We start from the raw sequence: 16,250 nt of genomic DNA, 5'->3' as shown, positions 1-16,250 counted from the left end.
AGGTCAGCCGCGGTCGTTCACCGCGGTCAGTTCGCCGGCCCGCTTCACATCGGCGGCCATCGCCACCAGCAGGTCGTCTATCGAATCGAACTTCTGCATCCCGCGGACGTACGCGAGGAAGTCGACGGACACATGGAGCCCGTACAGATCAAGGCCGACGCGGTCGATCGCGTACGCCTCGACCGTCCGCTCCGTACCGTCGAACTGCGGGTTGGTGCCGACCGAGATCGCGGCGGGCATCGCCTCGTCGCCCACGTTCAGCCAGCCCGCGTACACGCCGTCGGCGGGGATCGCGGTGTGCGGCAGGGTCTCCACGTTCGCCGTCGGGAAGCCCAGTGCGCGGCCACGCTGCGCGCCGCGGACGACGATGCCCTCGACCCGGTGCGGGCGGCCCAGGACCTCGGCCGCGCCCGCCACATCGCCCGCGGCAACGAGCCTGCGAGTGAGGGTGGAGGAGAACGGCTCGCCGCCGCCCGCCTCGCCGCTGAGAACCAGATCGATGACCTCGACGCCGTAGTCGTACGTCGCGCCGAACTCGGTGAGCAGCTGCACGTTCCCCGCGGCCCTGTGACCGAACCGGAAGTTGGGGCCCTCGATCACGAGCTGCGCATGCAACTTGTCGACCAGCACCTTCACGATGAAGTCGGCGGGCGCCAGCTTCGAGAACTCGGTGGTGAACGGCAGGATCAGCAGCGCGTCCACGCCCAGCTCGGCCATCAGCTCCGCGCGCCGGTGGTGCGGGGCGAGCAGCGGCGGGTGGCTGCCGGGCCTTACGACCTCGCTGGGGTGCGGGTCGAAGGTCACGACGACCGACGGCACGCCGAGCTCGCGCGCCCGGTCGACGGCTCTGCCGATGATCAGCTGGTGCCCCCGGTGCACCCCGTCGTAGGAGCCGATGGTGACGACGCTGCGTCCCCAGTCCTGGGGGATGTCCTCCAAGCCACGCCAGCGCTGCACTCTGACCGCTCCTCGCCCGAACCTGTGTACGTGGGTGTATCTCTTATGCAGGTCTAAGACTGCCATGCCCACGACCCGCGGCCTGCATCGGCATCGGCATCGCGGTGGACACCGCCTCCACGGTCCGCCGCGCACCGGGGCCGACGACCGCCGCCCACTCCTGCGGGGCATCGGCCAGCCACCCGGTGACCAGTTCCGCAAATCCGGGCACGTCCCGGGCCAATTCGACCAGCCGACGGTCGAAACGGGCGGCGCCTTCAGCGGTGCGGACCAGCAGCATCCCGGTGCGGTGGACGAGCGCCCGGGTACGGACCGGGGCACGCCGGTCGGATCCGTGGGCCGCCGCGCAGAGCAGCGCGTCGAGGACGATCGGGTCCCGGTGGGCGCCCTGCTCGAGCCGCAGCCGCAGCCAGAACCACGGGCCGAACTCGCCGTACGCCCCGAGCGCACCGGCGCGTCGGACGATGCGCCCCGTGAGCAGCCGGGCCACCCCGAGGTACGGCCTTGCGTCGGGCACCCTGAGCAGCGCCGCGAGCAGGTGGGCGGCCCACCAGGAGGCATCGCGCGGCGGACCGGTCCTCTCGGCGCCGCCGGCCGGTGCCCGGCCCCCGGCTCCCCCGTCCGTCCGTGTCGACAGCCGGTCCATCGCCTCGATCAGATCGGCCAGCCGGTGGGCGAGCGCGGCGGAGCCCTGACGGCGGCCCAGGAGCAGGAGTGCCTGGATCACCGGGCCGATCCGATGGCGCGGTACGGGGAGAGTGCGGGGCTCCCGCGACGCCACCGGCGCTGTCGGTTCGGCACCGGGCAGTGTCCGGCGACTGCCCGGCTGCTGGCTCCGGGGTGCCGGGACACGCTCCTGCGCCACCCTCACCTGTCGGCCCGGCTCGTCCACGTGCCACCGGTGCACCAGGGCCCGCAGCGCCGCGTCCAGGTCCAGATGCGCGCCCTGCACCCGGTCCCCCAGCTCCTCGTGGGCGAAGCGGTAGCCCGCACCCGCCGGGACGAGCAGCCCCTCTGCGAGGACCGCCGTGGCCCAGCCCGTGCACCAGGGGAAGACCTCCTCGAACGCCGCCCGGTCCAGTTCCCCCTGTCCCGGTCCCAGACAGCGCCGTGCGGCCTCGTGGACCCGTCCGGCAACCTGCGCGGCCGGCCGGCGCACCGCCGTGCCCCTGAGGGCCGGGCGGGACGCCGCGGCGATGCGGACCGCGATGCGCAGGCACATCAGGTCCAGATGGGCGCCGAAGACGTCCTCCGAGTCCGGCTGCCCGGGCACGTCCGCGGGGAGCGCCTTGCGTACCTCGGCGAGCAGCCGCAGGGTGAGCGGGTGCCGGTCGTGGCCGGGGGCGAGGGCATCGGACGGGAGGGCGTAGCGCGCCCTGGCCTGTTCGGCCTGGCTCGCGGTGAGATCGGTGCAGAGCACCGCGATGACAGCGCCGGTCTGCGGATCGAGGACGGGCCCGCCGATCGCCGCGCCACGCTGCCGCAGGGCGTCGCTGCCGTCCGTGCCGAGCGCCAACTCCAGGGCGGCGCCGACCCGGTGGGAACGGCCGGCCGCGCCGTACGTCACGGGCACCATGCCCAGCACCCGCGCCTGGCGCCACCCATGGGCGGCGGTGCGTACGTACGTACCCGGGTCGATCCGGTCCTGCAGGACGATCCGCAGCGGCTCCACGCCGAGCACGTCGAGCCCCCCGGTGCGCACGAGCGCGAGGTCCAGCTCCGGGAGCGCGGTGATCGCCTCGGCCCCGACGGAGCGCCTCCGGTCACCTTTTCCGTACAGGACAAGCCGGGCAACTCCGTCGACCGCTTCATGACTGGTCACGACCGTGCCGCGGTCGTCCGCGACGAACCCCGTCCCCCGCGGCCGGCCGGTCGGATCGCAGATCCGTACCAGCGTCGACCGGTCCCCGCTTCCCATGGTCCGACGTTAGGTCGGCGATGATCGGCGCGAGAAGCGCTCGGAGCAAAAGCGCCCCCGAGTGCACCCCTGAATCACTCCGAGCGCCTGCCCCTTCAGGTGAATCAATGGGTTCCGGTGGACAGACCCCAGAGGGGGGATCGTGGAGCGGGCGCGGGGGGCTGCCCGCTCCACGATGGGGACCCGGATCTGCGACCGGCGGAACCCGTCCCGTCAGGCGAAGACGGCAAGGCTCCTGGCCTTGCCCTTCTGTTCCTCGACGAGCACCAGGAAGGTCCCGTCGGGCCCGAAGACCGCGACCGGCCCCGGCGGGTACGAGGGCATGTCCAGCCGCACACCGTTCAGCAGCAGCCTGGCCCGCTTCTCGTCCACGTCCCAGCGCGGGAACGCTGCGGCGGCGGCCTCCGCGACCGGCATCACGGTCAGCTTCTCCTGATGCTGATCGAGCGTCCGCGCCGCATCGAGACCGTACGGACCGACGCGGGTGCGCCGCAGCGCGGTCAGATGCCCACCGACGCCGAGCCCGGCGCCGAGATCGCGGGCGAGGGCACGGATGTACGTACCGGAGGAGCAGACGACGGAGACGACCAGGTCGACGACCGGCGTCCCGTCCTCCGCGACCGCCTCACGGACGTCGTAGACGTTGAAGGACGAGATGGTCACCGGCCGGGCCGGGATCTCGAACTCCTCGCCACCGCGCACCCGGGCGTACGAACGCTTTCCGTCGATCTTGATGGCGCTGACCTTGGACGGCACCTGCATGATCGCGCCGGTCAGTGCGGCGACGCCCACGTCGATGCCCTCACGCCTGACGCCCGACGCGTCGGTGGACGACGTGATCTCGCCCTCCGCGTCGTCCGTGACGGTGTCCTGGCCGAGGCGGATCGTGCCGAGGTACTCCTTCTCGGTCAGCGCGAGGTGACCGAGCAGCTTGGTGGCCTTCTCGACGCCGAGCACGAGAACGCCCGTCGCCATCGGGTCCAGCGTGCCGGCGTGGCCGACGCGGCGGGTGCGGGCGATGCCGCGCATCTTGGCGACGACGTCGTGCGAAGTGAAGCCGGACGGCTTGTCGACGATGACAAGGCCGTCCGGCGTCTTGTTCTGCTGTGTCATTCGGAGGCTGAGCCCTCGTTCTCGTCGGACTCGTCGGCGGCATCCTCCGGCTTGCGGTACGGGTCCGCGTCGCCCGCGTACTTCGCACCGGTCGACACCTCGCGCACCTGCGCGTCCTTGGCCCGCGCCTTGTCGAGGAGGTCCTCGATGGTGCGTGCGTTGTCCGGCAGTGCGTCGGGGACGAAGGCCAGGGTCGGCGTGAACCGGACCCCGGTCTGCCGGCCGACCTCGGAGCGGAGCACGCCCTTGGCGCTCTCCAGCGCCGCAGCGGAGGCCGCCCGCTCCTCGTCGTCGCCGTAGACCGTGTAGAAGACCGTGGCCTCCCGCAGGTCGCCGGTGACCCGGGCGTCCGTGATCGTCACGAATCCGAGCCGCGGATCCTTGATACGCCGGTCCAGGGTCTCCGCGACCACGACCTGGATGCGATCGGCCAGCTTTCGGGCCCGTGCGTTGTCGCTCACCGGTCCGTCACTCTTCCTTCTGGGGGTTGCTTACGGTCCGACGCTTCCGGCGTCCTGCGCTTCCGCGTCGGACGATTTCACGTCTGACAGTTCTGACGTTGTTCAGTCTTCGTCGCTGTGCAGCCGCCGTCGAACCGACAGCAGCTCCACCTCGGGCCGGGCGGCCACCAGCCGCTCGCACCGGTCCAGTACGTCCGTGAGGTGTCCGGTGTCCCCGGAGACCACGGCAAGACCGATCTCGGCCCTGCGATGGAGATCCTGTCCGCCCGTCTCCGCCGCACTCACCGCGTACTTGCGCTGGAGCTCGGCGACGATGGGACGGACGATGGAGCGTTTCTCCTTCAACGACCGTACGTCGCCGAGGAGCAGATCGAAGGACAGTGTCCCCACATACATGGATGTCCGGATGTCCCGCCGGTTCGGGTTCGCGCCCTGCCAGCGCTTGGCAGGGACACAAGAACCGTACACGGAACGGCCGGGGCCGATCGACGGAAATACGACCCGTCGACCGGCCCCGACTGTTGAGGTACGGGTCAGCCTCGCGGCTTCTCGCGCATCTCGTACGTCGCGATGACGTCGTCGATCTTGATGTCGTTGAAGTTTCCGAGGTTGATACCGCCCTCGAAGCCTTCGCGGATCTCGGTGACGTCGTCCTTGAAGCGGCGCAGACCGGAGATGTTGAGGTTCTCCGCGATGACCTTGCCATCGCGCAGCAGGCGCGCCTTGGTGTTGCGCTTGACCTCGCCGGACCGGACCAGCACACCGGCGATGTTGCCCAGCTTGGACGAGCGGAAGATCTCGCGGATCTCCGCCGTACCGAGCTCGACCTCTTCGTACTCCGGCTTGAGCATGCCCTTGAGGGCCGCTTCGATCTCTTCGATCGCCTGGTAGATGACCGAGTAGTACCGGACGTCCACACCTTCGCGCTCGGCCATCTGCTGCGCACGCCCTGCGGCACGCACGTTGAAGCCGATCACGATGGCGTCGGAGCCGGTCGCCAGGTCGATGTCCGACTCGGTGACCGCACCCACACCGCGGTGCAGGACCCGGATGTCGACCTCGTCACCGACGTCGAGCTGGAGCAGCGAGGACTCGAGAGCCTCCACCGAACCGGACGCGTCGCCCTTGATGATGAGGTTGAGTTCCTGGACCAGACCGGCCTTGAGCGCCTCGTCGAGGTTCTCCAGGGAGAACCGGACACCCTTGCGGGCGAAGTTGGCGTTGCGCTCACGGGCGGCACGCTTCTCGGCGATCTGACGGGCCGTACGGTCCTCGTCGACGACCAGGAAGTTGTCGCCGGCGCCCGGGACATTGGTGAGACCGAGGACGAGGACGGGGGTCGACGGACCCGCTTCCTCGACGTTCTCGCCCTTGTCGTCGAGCATCGCGCGGACTCGGCCGTACGCGTCGCCGACCACCATCGTGTCGCCGACCCGCAGCGTGCCTCGCTGGACCAGGACGGTCGCAACGGCACCGCGGCCGCGGTCGAGGTGGGACTCGATCGCAATACCCTGCGCGTCCTGCTCCGGGTTGGCCCGCAGGTCGAGCGAGGCATCGGCGGTGAGGACGACGGCCTCCAGAAGAGCCTCGATGTTGAGGCCCTGCTTGGCGGAGATGTCGACGAACATCGTGTCGCCGCCGTACTCCTCGGCCACCAGCCCGAACTCGGTGAGCTGACCGCGCACCTTGGTCGGGTCGGCACCCTCGACGTCGATCTTGTTGACCGCGACCACGATCGGCACGTCGGCCGCCTTGGCGTGGTTCAGAGCCTCGATCGTCTGGGGCATCACACCGTCGTTCGCCGCCACCACGAGGATCGCGATGTCGGTGGACTTCGCACCACGGGCACGCATGGCGGTGAACGCCTCGTGACCCGGGGTGTCGATGAAGGTGATCCTGCGGTCCTCACCGTTGACCTCGGAGGAGACCTGGTACGCACCGATGTGCTGCGTGATGCCGCCGGCCTCGCCCGCAACGACGTTCGTCTTGCGGATCGCGTCCAGCAGTCGGGTCTTACCGTGGTCGACGTGACCCATGACGGTCACGACCGGCGGACGCGAGACCAGAGCCTCTTCGCCGCCCTCGTCCTCGCCGAACTCGATGTCGAAGGACTCGAGCAGCTCGCGGTCCTCCTCCTCGGGGCTGACGATCTCGAGGACGTAGTTCATCTCCTCGGCCAGCAGCTTCAGCGTCTCGTCCGAGACCGACTGCGTGGCGGTGACCATCTCGCCGAGGTTCATCATCACGGCGACGAGCGACGCCGGGTTGGCGTTGATCTTCTCCGCGAAGTCGGTGAGGGAGGCACCGCGCGACAGACGGACAGCCTGCCCGTTGCCGCGGGGCAGCATGACGCCGCCCACCGACGGGGCCTGCATGGCCTCGTACTCCTGGCGCCTCTGCCGCTTCGACTTGCGACCACGACGCGCCGGACCGCCGGGACGGCCGAACGCACCCTGTGTGCCACCACGGCCACCGGGGCCGCCGGGACGACCGCCGAAGCCGGGACGACCGCCGAAGCCGCCGCCACCACCGGGACGGCCTGCGCCGCCACCGCCACCGCCGCCGCCGGGACGACCGGCGAAGCCGCCGCCACCGCCACCGGGACCGGCCGGACGACCGGCGAAGCCGCCGCCGGGACGACCTGCACCGCCGCCGGGACGGCCTGCGCCGCCACCGGGACCACGGCCACCGCCGGGGCCACCACCGGGACGCGGGCCGGCAGCGGGACGCTGCGGCATCATGCCCGGGTTCGGACGGTTACCACCGGGCGCACCGCCCGGACGCGGAGCCTGCGGACGGGGCATGCCGCCCGGAGTCGGACGGGCACCGCCCTGGCCCTGCGGACGCGGGGCGCCACCGGGGCCGCCCTGCGGACGCGGGGCGCCGGGACGCTCCTGGCCGCCACCGGGACGCGGGGCGCCACCGGGGCGGGGTGCCTGCGGACGGGCCATGCCCGTCGAGCCACCGGAGGTGAAGGGGTTGTTGCCCGGACGGGGACCGGCCGGACGGGCGCCGCCGGGGCGCGGGGCGCCCTGGCCTGCGGGACGGGCCGGACGGTCGCCACCACGGCCACCGTCGCGCTCGCCACCACGGCCGCCGTCACGCTGACCGCCGGCCGGGGCCGGACGGGCGGGGCGAGGACCGGGGGTGGCACCCGCGGGACGCGGGGCCTGCTGCGGCGCGGCCGGCTGGGCCGGGGCCGGAGCGGAGAACTCTGCCGCGGGCACCGGGGTGACCGGAGCGGGCCTCGGCGCGGGCTTGGGACCCGGACGCGGGCCCGCCGACGGCGCGGAGGGCGCGGCAGCGGAAGGGGTGCTGCTGGGAGCCGCGGCCGCGGCCGGCTTGGGGGCCGGGGCGCCGGGCTTCGGGGCAGCGGGACGTGCCGCAGCAGCCGGGGAGGGCGCTGCGGGCTTCACGGGCGCGGCCTTGCGGGGCGCGCCAGGCTTCGCAGCGGACTTGCCGGCGTTGCCGCCGGGCCCCTGCAGTGCGTCAGTCAACTTGCGTACAACCGGCGCCTCGATCGTCGAGGACGCCGAACGGACGAATTCACCGAGTTCTTGGAGCTTGGCCATGACGACCTTGCTCTCGACGCCGAACTCCTTGGCGAGTTCGTATACCCGGACCTTAGCCACTTCGCTCCTTTTAGGTCCGGGTTACCGCCGGACCGTCGCTACTTCATGGGCGTACTCATCGCGTACTCATCGAGTGCTCATCGCAATCTCGACCTACTTCCAACTCGCGAGGTACCTGACCGCACGGGGTCCCGTGCCGTTCTAGTTTCTTACGGTGTCACCCGCTCGACATACCGCTGCAGTGCCGCGGAATCGAACGGCCCCTTGGCCTTGAAGGCCCGAGGGAATGCCCGACGGCGAACCGCCAGATCGAGACAGACAGTGACGGGGTGCACATATGCACCCCGGCCGGGCAGCGTACCGCGAGGATCGGGGACGCACGCGTCCTCATCCACCACGATGCGCAGCAGCTCGCTCTTGGCCGCTCGCTCCCGGCATCCCACACAGGTTCGCTCAGGGCAAGCGCGGGCGTGCGTCCGGCCAGACACGATTAAGTCTACCTCCCCGCACCGACCTCACCCCTTTGGGGCAAAAATCGAACGGATGTTGTCGTGATCTCAGCGGCATGCCGCGTGGATTTATTCCCCGGGACCGCTTCGGTCCCGTACTCCGGACCCGGGCCCGACCGGCCTCCGGACCGTTTCGGTCCATCCTCCGGACGGGCGCCGGTCCACTGCTCGGACCGGCGCCGGTCCCGTACCGGTTCAGCCCCGCTCGGACCGGTCCCGGACCCGCTCGGCCCGCTCGCGGTCGGCGATGTCCCGCTCGGCGTCGGTCTCGGTGTCCGGGCGGATGTCGATGCGCCAGCCGGTGAGGCGGGCGGCGAGGCGGGCGTTCTGCCCCTCCTTGCCGATGGCGAGCGAGAGCTGGTAGTCGGGGACCGTGACCCGGGCGGACCGCGCTCCGAGGTCCACGACCTCGACCTTGCTCACCCGGGCGGGCGACAGCGCATTGGCGACCATCTCGGCCGGGTCGTCCGACCAGTCCACGATGTCGATCTTCTCGCCGTGCAGCTCGGCCATGACGTTGCGTACGCGTCCGCCCATCGGCCCGATGCAGGCGCCCTTGGCATTCAGACCCGAGCGGGTCGAACGGACCGCGATCTTGGTGCGGTGGCCGGCCTCGCGGGCGATCGCGCAGATCTCCACGGAACCGTCGGCGATCTCCGGGACCTCCAGCGCGAAGAGCTTCTTGACCAGATTGGGGTGCGTCCGGGAGAGGGTCACGGACGGACCGCGGACGCCCTTGGCGACGCGCACGACATACGTACGCAGCCGCAGCCCGTGGGTGTAGTCCTCGCCCGGCACCTGCTCCTGCACCGGCAGGATCGCTTCGAGCTTGCCGATGTCGACCAGGACGTTCTTCGGGTCCTTGCCCTGCTGGACGACACCGGTGACGACATCGCCCTCGTGGCCCGCGTACTCGCCGAACGTCTTGTCGTCCTCGGCGTCGCGCAGCCGCTGCAGGATGACCTGCTTGGCGGTGGTCGCGGCGATCCGGCCGAAGCCGGACGGGGTGTCGTCGAACTCCTTCGGCTCCTGGCCCTCTTCGAGGTCGGCCGGGTCCTCCTTCGCCCACACCGTCACATGGCCGCGCTCGTTGAGCTCCACGCGCGCACGGCGGTAGCTCCCGTCGGTGCGGTGGTAGGCGATGAGGAGGGCCGACTCGATCGCCTCGACGAGCACGTCGAAGGGGATCTCCTTGTCCTGTGCCAAGCCCCTCAAGAGCTTCACATCGATGTCCACGGCTACGCCTCCTCTTCCTTCTTGTCCTTGCGGTTGAATTCGATCTCCACGCGCGCCTTGGCGATCCCGTCGAAGGGGACCCGGCGGGACGTGGGCTTGCGACCCTTGACGCCCGGCACTTCGAGGTCGAGCCCCTCGTCGTCGACGGCGATGATGCGGGCGACCAGCTCGCCGCCCTCATGCAGCTGCAGCTTGGCCAGGCGGCCGGTGGCGCGTACGTAGTGGCGGTGCTCCGTCAGCGGACGGTCGGCACCGGGAGAGCTCACTTCGAGGACGTACTCGTCCTCACCCATCGCGTCGGTCTCGTCGAGCTTCTCGGAGATCGCGCGGCTCAGCTCCGCACAGGCGTCGAGCTCCACGCCCTCGTCGGAATCCACGACGATGCGCAGCACACGTCGGCGGCCGGCCCGGGACACCTCGATCTCTTCAAGATCCAGCTGCTTGGCGCTGACGAGCGGTTCGAGCAGCCCGCGCAGCCTCTCGCTCTGGGTGGTGCTCATCCGGGTGACTCCTCGGCCGCGTGTGCTGTTGTGTGGTTCGTCGCGTGTCAGGTCAAAGGGTATCCGGTCCCGAGGGGTGTTGCCGTCCGCCGACCGGTCGGCCGCGGGTACGCTCGCCTGCGGTGATCACTTCAGGACAGATCCAGTCAGGACAGATCAACGCCCGAAGGAGAAGCAGGTGCGGCGCACGGGGACGACGCGCAGGGATGCGCTCACCGTAACGGGGGCGATCGCCCTGGGGGCGGCGCTGGCCGGCTGTGGGGACGGCGACAGCGGCGCGGGCCGAAAGGGTTCTGCGCCGGCCGGTGCGCGGGAGTCGGCGGCGAAGGCGGAGAACGCTCTGCGATTGAGGGCCGCGCGTACGAGCGGCACCCTGCTCGCCCAGTACGAGCAGGTCGTCGCCGCCCATCCGGCGACCGCGGCCGGGCTCGCACCGCTGCGTGATGCCGTAAGGGCCCATACGGAGGCACTGTCGCCCGCGGCGGACGGAACGGCGCGGCCGCGTGCCGACGAAACCGCGGGCACGACTGCGATGCGCGGCGCGGACCGGGCACCGGCCGTCTCGGGTTCGCCCGCCCCCTCGGGTTCGCCCACCGTTTCGGGTTCTCCCGCCGCCGATGCCAGGACCGCCGTCAAGGAACTGGCCGCGGCGGAACGCCGCACCGCCAACACCCACACGGCGACACTCCTCACAGCGCCACCCGAGCTGGCCCGGCTGCTCGCGTCGATCGCGGCCGCCGGTGCAGCCCACGCCTATCTGTTGACCGAACTGGCCAAGGAGACCTCGTCATGAGTGCGCAGACGCTGCAGGCGGCGCAGGCATCGCTCGCCGCCGAGCACGCGGCGGTGTACGGGTACGGGGTGGTCGGCGGCCGGGTCGCCGACGGCCGCCGGGCGGAGGCCACGGCCGCCTACCACCAGCACCGGGCCCGGCGCGACGCACTGATGCGGACCGTGCGTGACCTGGGCGGTGAGCCGGTGGCGGCGGAGTCCGCGTACGCTCTGCCGTTCGCGGTGCCGGATTCGGCAGCAGCGGTGAAGCTCGCCGCCGTGCTGGAGGACCGGATCGCAGGCGTCTACTCCGACCTCGTACGGGCTGCCGGGGGGCCGCTCAGGCGAGAGGCCGCAGACGCACTGCGGGAGGCCGCGGTGCGTGCGGTCCGCTGGCGGGGCAGCGGCGTAACCTTTCCCGGACTCACCGAGCGGTCCGCCGACGGCACCGCCTGAGCGGGCGGGCCTGCTGGGCTGACGCGAAGCCCGGGACCGGTCCGACGGACGCGACCGATGCGAAGACCGGGACCGGTCCGACGCACTCAAGAAGGCTCTGAAAGGGAACACAGCACGTATGGGTTTCGAACCGCCGCAGCGTCTCGTGCGAGCGCTCGGCGAAGTGCACGGGGAGAGGGCCGCCGCCGACTGGCTGGCGCGGCTCCCCGAGCTGATCAACGAGTCGCTGTCCGCCAACGGGCCGGAGCTGGCTCTCGAGCGTGTGGCTGCCCCCGGTGGGCGCAGCAGCCTCGTTCTGCTGGTGCGCCGCGCCGACGGCACCCCGGCCGTACTCAAGATCGCTCCGGCCGGGGCGGCGCCCGACCTGGAGCAGGCGGCGCTGGCGCACTGGAACGGCTGGGGAGCCGTCCGACTTCTCGGCTCCGGCGGCGAGGCACTGCTGCTGGAACGGCTGCATCCCGAGGTGTCGCTGCGCTCATTGCCGGAGGCGAAGGCACTCCTGGAAGCGGCGGGTACGGTACGACGGCTGTGGGTCGAGCCGCCCAACGGGCACTCGTTCGAGACGGTCGCCGAGCGGACCGGCCGGCGCACCGACCCGATGCGGGCCGCCGCCGCGGCCGACCCGGCGCTCGAACCTCTGGTCTCCGCGGCCCTGGCCGCGCGGGAGGAGCTCGTCGCCCACTCCCCCGAAGTCCTGCTGCTGCACGGCAACTTCCGCCAGAGCAAGGTGCTGGCGGGGGAACGGGCGCCCTGGCTGACGGTCGGCCCCGAGCCACTGGTCGGCGAGCGTGCCTACGACCTGGCGCGGCTGGTACGGGACCGGGTGGAGGACCTCATCGCCTCCCCGGGCGGCCCCGTGACGGCCCGTCGCCGGATCAACAAGCTCGCGGATTCACTGGACGTGGACCGGGAACGGCTCCACGGCTGGACGTTGTTCCGTGCGGTGGAGTCGGGCACCCGCGCGCTGACCGTCGGCCGTCGTCAGGAAGGCGAACTGTCGCTGGAGTTCGCGGGCTGGCTGTAGGAGCCGGCCCCGCTCTCGCGGAACGGCCGCAGGCCCCCGTGCTGTCGGACAGCACGGGGCCTGCGGCAATTCCGGGTGTCAGCCCTGGGCGACGAGACGAGCGATCGCCTCGTCGACCGTGAGCTCCTCGCGCTCGCCCGTACGGCGGTCCTTGAGTTCCAGGACGCCCTCGGCCGAGCGGCGGCCCGCGACCAGGATCTTCGGGACCCCGATCAGCTCGGCGTCGGTGAACTTCACACCGGGCGAGACGCCCGCACGGTCGTCGACCAGGACCCGCACGCCCGCGGCGCCGAGCTTCTCGGCGACGTCGAGGGCCAGCTCGGTCTGGAGCGCCTTGCCCGCGGCGACGAGATGGACATCGGCCGGGGCGATCTCGCGGGGCCAGCAGAGACCCTGCGCGTCGGCGGTCTGCTCGGCGAGAGCGGCAACGGCGCGGGAGACGCCGATGCCGTACGAGCCCATGGTGACCCGCACCGGCTTGCCGTTCTGGCCGAGCACATCGAGCTGGAACGCGTCCGCGAACTTGCGGCCCAGCTGGAAGATGTGGCCGATCTCGATGGCACGGTCCAGCTTGAGGCCTGTGCCGCACCTGGGGCACGGGTCACCCGCCTCGACCACGACGACATCGAGGTAGTCGTCGACCTCGAAGTCGCGGCCGCAGACGACGTTCTTCGCGTGGGTGCCGGGCTTGTTCGCGCCGGTGATCCAGGCGGTGCCGGGGGCGATGCGCGGGTCGGCGATGTAGCGGACCTTCTCCAGACCCTGCGGGCCGACATAGCCACGCACCAGGTCGGGACGGCCCTCGAAGTCCTCTGCGGTGACCAGCTCGACCACGGCGGGGGCGAGGTGCTCGCCGAGCTTGCCGAGGTCGACCTCGCGGTCGCCGGGCACGCCCACGGCGACGATCTCGCCGTCGACCTTGACCAGGAGGTTCTTCAGGGTCGCGGAGGCCGGGACACCGAGGTGCGCCGCGAGCGTCTCGATGGTCGGGGTGTCGGGGGTGTCCAGCTCCTCGACGGGGCCGTGTGCCGAGCCGTCCGCGGGGGTGGCCGTGAAGGTCACGGCCTCCGTGTTGGCCGCGTAGTCGCAGGCGGGGCAGTCGACGAAGGTGTCCTCACCGGCCGGGGCGGGTGCCAGGAACTCCTCGGACGCCGAGCCGCCCATCGCACCGGAGACCGCGGAGACGATGCGGTGGTCGAGACCGAGCCGCTCGAAGATGCGGATGTAGGCGGCGCGGTGCAGCTGGTAGGCCTCGATGAGACCCTCGTCGGTGGTGTCGAAGGAGTAGGAGTCCTTCATCTGGAACTCGCGGCCGCGCAGCACACCGGCGCGGGGGCGGGCCTCGTCGCGGTACTTGGTCTGGATCTGGTACAGGATCACGGGCAGGTCCTTGTAGGACGTGATCTGATCCTTGACGACCTGGGTGAAGATCTCTTCGTGGGTGGGGCCGAGGAGGTACTCGGCGCCCTTGCGGTCCTTGAACCGGAACAGCAGGTCGCCGTACTCGTCGTAGCGACCGCTCGCGTCGTACGACTCCTTGGGCAGCAGCGCGGGCAGCAGGACTTCCTGGCCGCCGATGGCGTCCATCTCCTCCCGCACGACGCGGGTGATGTTCTCCAGGACCTTCTTGCCCAGGGGCAGCCAGGTCCAGATACCGGCCGCGGTGCGACGTACGTAACCGGCCCGGACGAGCAGCTTGTGGTTGAGCGTCTCGGCGTCCGCCGGGTCGTCGCGCAGTGTCTTGATCATCAATCGGGACATGCGCTGGACCTGGGCCATGATGAACTCCTGCTCGGAAGGGTGATGTGCAGGAGGTTAGCCGGGTGGCGGGGGCGGGCGGAAATCGATTGGTTCAGCCCCGGTCCCGGCGGCGCAGCGGAAGAGGCGCCCCCATCACCGCGTACGGCTTGGGAGCGCTGGGAAACAGCACCTGCCGGGCCAGGTCCCGGTAGCCGAGAGTGCGATACAGACCACGCGCCGGGCTCTCCGTGTCGATGGCGGAGAGGATGGAGCGCGGCTGATCGACGGCGTCCGTGATGGTGGTGATCAGGGTGCGGCCGATGCCCCGGTTCTGGAACTCCGGATGGACATGCAGTTCGGTGATCACGAAGGAGTCGTCGAGCCAGTCCTCGGAGCCGGTGGCCCGCAGATAGGGCTCGACGACGGTGGACCACCAGTGGCCGCGTTCGTTGGGCATGCCGTAGACGAACCCGACGAGGCGGCCGGTCGCGGTGGTGGCGCCGAGGGCGCGGGCACAGGGGTGCTCAAGGTGTCTGAGGACGATATGGCGACGTACCTGGACCTCGTCGTGACCGAGACCGAAGGCGACGGCCTGCACGGCAAGCGCCTCGTCCACCCGCGCGGCGAGGTCGATCGGCCCGACCAGAACGCTGGGTGTGCGGGCGCCGCCCCCTGAATCAGCTGCCATGCGCCGAACCCTACTGTCCGCGCCGGGCTGGGGATACGTGCCAGGAGTGCTCGCGGCTACGGAGAGGAGCGCTGCCGACGGCGGCGTCGGAAGCCCATGTCGACGAGGCCGTGCCGCTCCGGCCATTTCGTCCCGGTCAGAAGAGCACGCTCATGAACGCGCCGACCTCACGGAAGCCGACCCGCGTGTATGCCCTGCGGGCCGCGGTGTTGTAGTCGTTCACGTACAGGCTCACGACCGGTGCGACATCGGCCAGTGCATAGCGCAGGACCGCTGCCATCCCGGTCTCGGAGAGGCCGCGGCCGCGGTGTTCGGGGGCGACCCAGACGCCCTGGATCTGGCAGGCCTGCGGGGTGGCAGCGCCGATCTCCGCCTTGAAGACGACCTTGCCGTCCTCGATCCGGGCGAAGGAGCGGCCGGTGCCGATGAGTTCGGCGACGCGTGCCTGGTAGAGGAGTCCGCCGTCACCGGCCAGCGGCGAAATGCCTACCTCCTCGGTGAACATCGCCACGCAGGCCGGCATCAGGATCTCTATCTCGTCCTTGCGGATGCGGCGTACCAGTGGGTCGGGCGTCACACCGGCGGCAGGGTGCTCGGTGACCATCAGCGGCTGGTTGGCCCTGACCTCGCGGGCGGGACCCCAGCCCGGCTCGAGCAGCCGCCAGAGCTGGGCGGTGGGCTCGGCGGGGCCCACGATCGAGGAACAGCGGCGGCCGGCCCGACGGGCTCGGTCGGCGAACGCCCTGATGGCCTCGGGGGTGGCACAGATGGGTACGAGATTGGCACCGGAGTAGCAGAGCGAACGCAGTCGGCCGTCCGCGTACCAGCCCCACATCTCGCCGCCGAGGCGCCAGGGATCGAGCCCTGCGATCTGGACCCGGGACGTCACGAAGGCATTGGCGACGGGGTCGCTCTCGAGGATGGCGAGCGCGGCGCCGAGGTCGCTGGGTTCGAGGACCCGGGTGGTGGTCTGCGTCAACACAAGGGGGCCTCACCATGCGGTCTGCTGATTTCCGCACTGTACCGAAAGAGGCTGGCAGGCGCCGCCCCATGCCCGTCAACAGCCTGCACTGCCACCGTGAGGTCTCTCACGACCGTGCCCCGCCCGACGGATCGTTCGTCGGACGGGGCACGGTCACAGGACAAGAATTGGGCCTCAGCCGATGGAGACCTCGGGCTCGCCGGAGGCGATCCCGTCCTTCTCCATCTGCTCGGCGATCTTCAGGGCTTCCTCGATGAGCGTCTCGACGATCTTCGACTCGGGAACCGTCTTGATGACCTCGCCCTTGACGAAGATCTGCCCCT

The 16,250-nt window shown here is 71.0% G+C and carries 15 protein-coding genes and 1 pseudogene; 3 read left to right on the top strand and 13 right to left on the bottom strand.

From position 1 onward, the window contains the following. Nucleotides 1–3: 3 nt before the first annotated feature. The 9 genes from ACFU6I_RS32280 to rimP form a co-directional block, all read right to left on the bottom strand. Nucleotides 4–957, bottom strand: a complete 954-nt coding sequence (locus ACFU6I_RS32280; protein ID WP_384373049.1) for a bifunctional riboflavin kinase/FAD synthetase — start codon at nt 955–957, stop codon at nt 4–6. 43 nt (nt 958–1,000) lie between these two features. Continuing rightward, entirely contained in the window at nt 1,001–2,875 is a 1,875-nt protein-coding gene (locus ACFU6I_RS32275) for a trypsin-like peptidase domain-containing protein (protein WP_384373047.1), read from the bottom strand. A gap of 213 nt (nt 2,876–3,088) precedes the next feature. Beyond that, a complete protein-coding gene (gene truB, locus ACFU6I_RS32270) occupies nt 3,089–3,988 on the bottom strand; it encodes a tRNA pseudouridine(55) synthase TruB (protein WP_384373045.1) in 900 nt (299 codons plus the stop codon). After that, on the bottom strand, nt 3,985–4,449 hold the full coding sequence (rbfA, locus tag ACFU6I_RS32265; RefSeq protein ID WP_266980906.1) for a 30S ribosome-binding factor RbfA: 465 nt from the start codon (nt 4,447–4,449) through the stop codon (nt 3,985–3,987). The genes truB and rbfA overlap by 4 nt, the downstream gene beginning before the upstream one ends. A gap of 102 nt (nt 4,450–4,551) precedes the next feature. Next, on the bottom strand, nt 4,552–4,845 hold the full coding sequence (locus ACFU6I_RS32260; protein WP_030933278.1) for a DUF503 domain-containing protein: 294 nt from the start codon (nt 4,843–4,845) through the stop codon (nt 4,552–4,554). A 137-nt stretch (nt 4,846–4,982) separates the two neighbouring features. Continuing rightward, the gene (gene infB / locus ACFU6I_RS32255; RefSeq protein ID WP_384373043.1) at nt 4,983–8,081 is read right to left on the bottom strand and encodes a translation initiation factor IF-2; all 3,099 of its coding nucleotides are present in this window, start codon (nt 8,079–8,081) and stop codon (nt 4,983–4,985) included. A 149-nt stretch (nt 8,082–8,230) separates the two neighbouring features. Then, nucleotides 8,231–8,509, bottom strand: coding sequence for a YlxR family protein (locus tag ACFU6I_RS32250; protein WP_266980910.1), 279 nt, complete (start codon nt 8,507–8,509; stop codon nt 8,231–8,233). A 216-nt stretch (nt 8,510–8,725) separates the two neighbouring features. Continuing rightward, complete coding sequence (nusA, locus tag ACFU6I_RS32245) at nt 8,726–9,766, bottom strand: transcription termination factor NusA (RefSeq protein ID WP_345514435.1); 1,041 nt, start codon at nt 9,764–9,766, stop codon at nt 8,726–8,728. 2 nt (nt 9,767–9,768) lie between these two features. Beyond that, nucleotides 9,769–10,266, bottom strand: a complete 498-nt coding sequence (rimP, locus tag ACFU6I_RS32240) for a ribosome maturation factor RimP (RefSeq protein WP_345514436.1) — start codon at nt 10,264–10,266, stop codon at nt 9,769–9,771. A 178-nt stretch (nt 10,267–10,444) separates the two neighbouring features. On the opposite strand from rimP, the gene ACFU6I_RS32235 reads away from it, so the two are divergent. The 3 genes from ACFU6I_RS32235 to ACFU6I_RS32225 all read left to right on the top strand — a co-directional run bounded on the left by ACFU6I_RS32235 (nt 10,445) and on the right by ACFU6I_RS32225 (nt 12,517). Next, complete coding sequence (locus tag ACFU6I_RS32235; protein ID WP_384373040.1) at nt 10,445–11,059, top strand: hypothetical protein; 615 nt, start codon at nt 10,445–10,447, stop codon at nt 11,057–11,059. Next, entirely contained in the window at nt 11,056–11,493 is a 438-nt protein-coding gene (locus ACFU6I_RS32230) for a ferritin-like domain-containing protein (RefSeq protein WP_384373038.1), read from the top strand. Before ACFU6I_RS32235 ends, ACFU6I_RS32230 begins: the two co-directional genes overlap by 4 nt. 118 nt (nt 11,494–11,611) lie before the next feature. Continuing rightward, nucleotides 11,612–12,517, top strand: coding sequence for an aminoglycoside phosphotransferase family protein (locus ACFU6I_RS32225; RefSeq protein ID WP_384373036.1), 906 nt, complete (start codon nt 11,612–11,614; stop codon nt 12,515–12,517). Nucleotides 12,518–12,595: 78 nt separating this feature from the next. Here the strand turns inward: ACFU6I_RS32225 and ACFU6I_RS32220 are convergent, their stop codons facing one another. The 4 genes and pseudogenes from ACFU6I_RS32220 to ACFU6I_RS32205 form a co-directional block, all read right to left on the bottom strand. Next, complete coding sequence (locus ACFU6I_RS32220; protein ID WP_384373034.1) at nt 12,596–14,296, bottom strand: proline--tRNA ligase; 1,701 nt, start codon at nt 14,294–14,296, stop codon at nt 12,596–12,598. 73 nt (nt 14,297–14,369) lie between these two features. Beyond that, a complete protein-coding gene (locus tag ACFU6I_RS32215; RefSeq protein ID WP_266980923.1) occupies nt 14,370–14,945 on the bottom strand; it encodes a GNAT family N-acetyltransferase in 576 nt (191 codons plus the stop codon). A gap of 136 nt (nt 14,946–15,081) precedes the next feature. Further along, a complete protein-coding gene (locus ACFU6I_RS32210) occupies nt 15,082–15,927 on the bottom strand; it encodes a GNAT family N-acetyltransferase (protein ID WP_384373031.1) in 846 nt (281 codons plus the stop codon). Between the two features lie 174 nt (nt 15,928–16,101). Next, nucleotides 16,102–16,250: pseudogene (locus ACFU6I_RS32205) on the bottom strand (4-hydroxy-3-methylbut-2-en-1-yl diphosphate synthase); the annotation flags it as partial.

This window comes from Streptomyces sp. NPDC057486, assembly GCF_042802415.1.
Lineage (GTDB): Bacteria > Actinomycetota > Actinomycetes > Streptomycetales > Streptomycetaceae > Streptomyces > Streptomyces yanii.
Note: the sequence above shows the minus strand (reverse complement) of the source record. Positions and strands in the feature narration are given on the sequence as shown.

Bases quoted from the DNA above. Each gene is read 5' to 3' on its own strand.
- ACFU6I_RS32275 (WP_384373047.1), bottom strand. From the start codon at position 2,875: ATGGGAAGCGGGGACCGGTCGACGCTGGTACGGATCTGCGATCCGACC.
- truB (WP_384373045.1), bottom strand. From the start codon at position 3,988: ATGACACAGCAGAACAAGACGCCGGACGGCCTTGTCATCGTCGACAAG.
- ACFU6I_RS32260 (WP_030933278.1), bottom strand. From the start codon at position 4,845: ATGTATGTGGGGACACTGTCCTTCGATCTGCTCCTCGGCGACGTACGG.
- rimP (WP_345514436.1), bottom strand. From the start codon at position 10,266: ATGAGCACCACCCAGAGCGAGAGGCTGCGCGGGCTGCTCGAACCGCTC.
- ACFU6I_RS32230 (WP_384373038.1), top strand. From the start codon at position 11,056: ATGAGTGCGCAGACGCTGCAGGCGGCGCAGGCATCGCTCGCCGCCGAG.
- ACFU6I_RS32225 (WP_384373036.1), top strand. From the start codon at position 11,612: ATGGGTTTCGAACCGCCGCAGCGTCTCGTGCGAGCGCTCGGCGAAGTG.
- ACFU6I_RS32220 (WP_384373034.1), bottom strand. From the start codon at position 14,296: ATGGCCCAGGTCCAGCGCATGTCCCGATTGATGATCAAGACACTGCGC.
- ACFU6I_RS32215 (WP_266980923.1), bottom strand. From the start codon at position 14,945: ATGGCAGCTGATTCAGGGGGCGGCGCCCGCACACCCAGCGTTCTGGTC.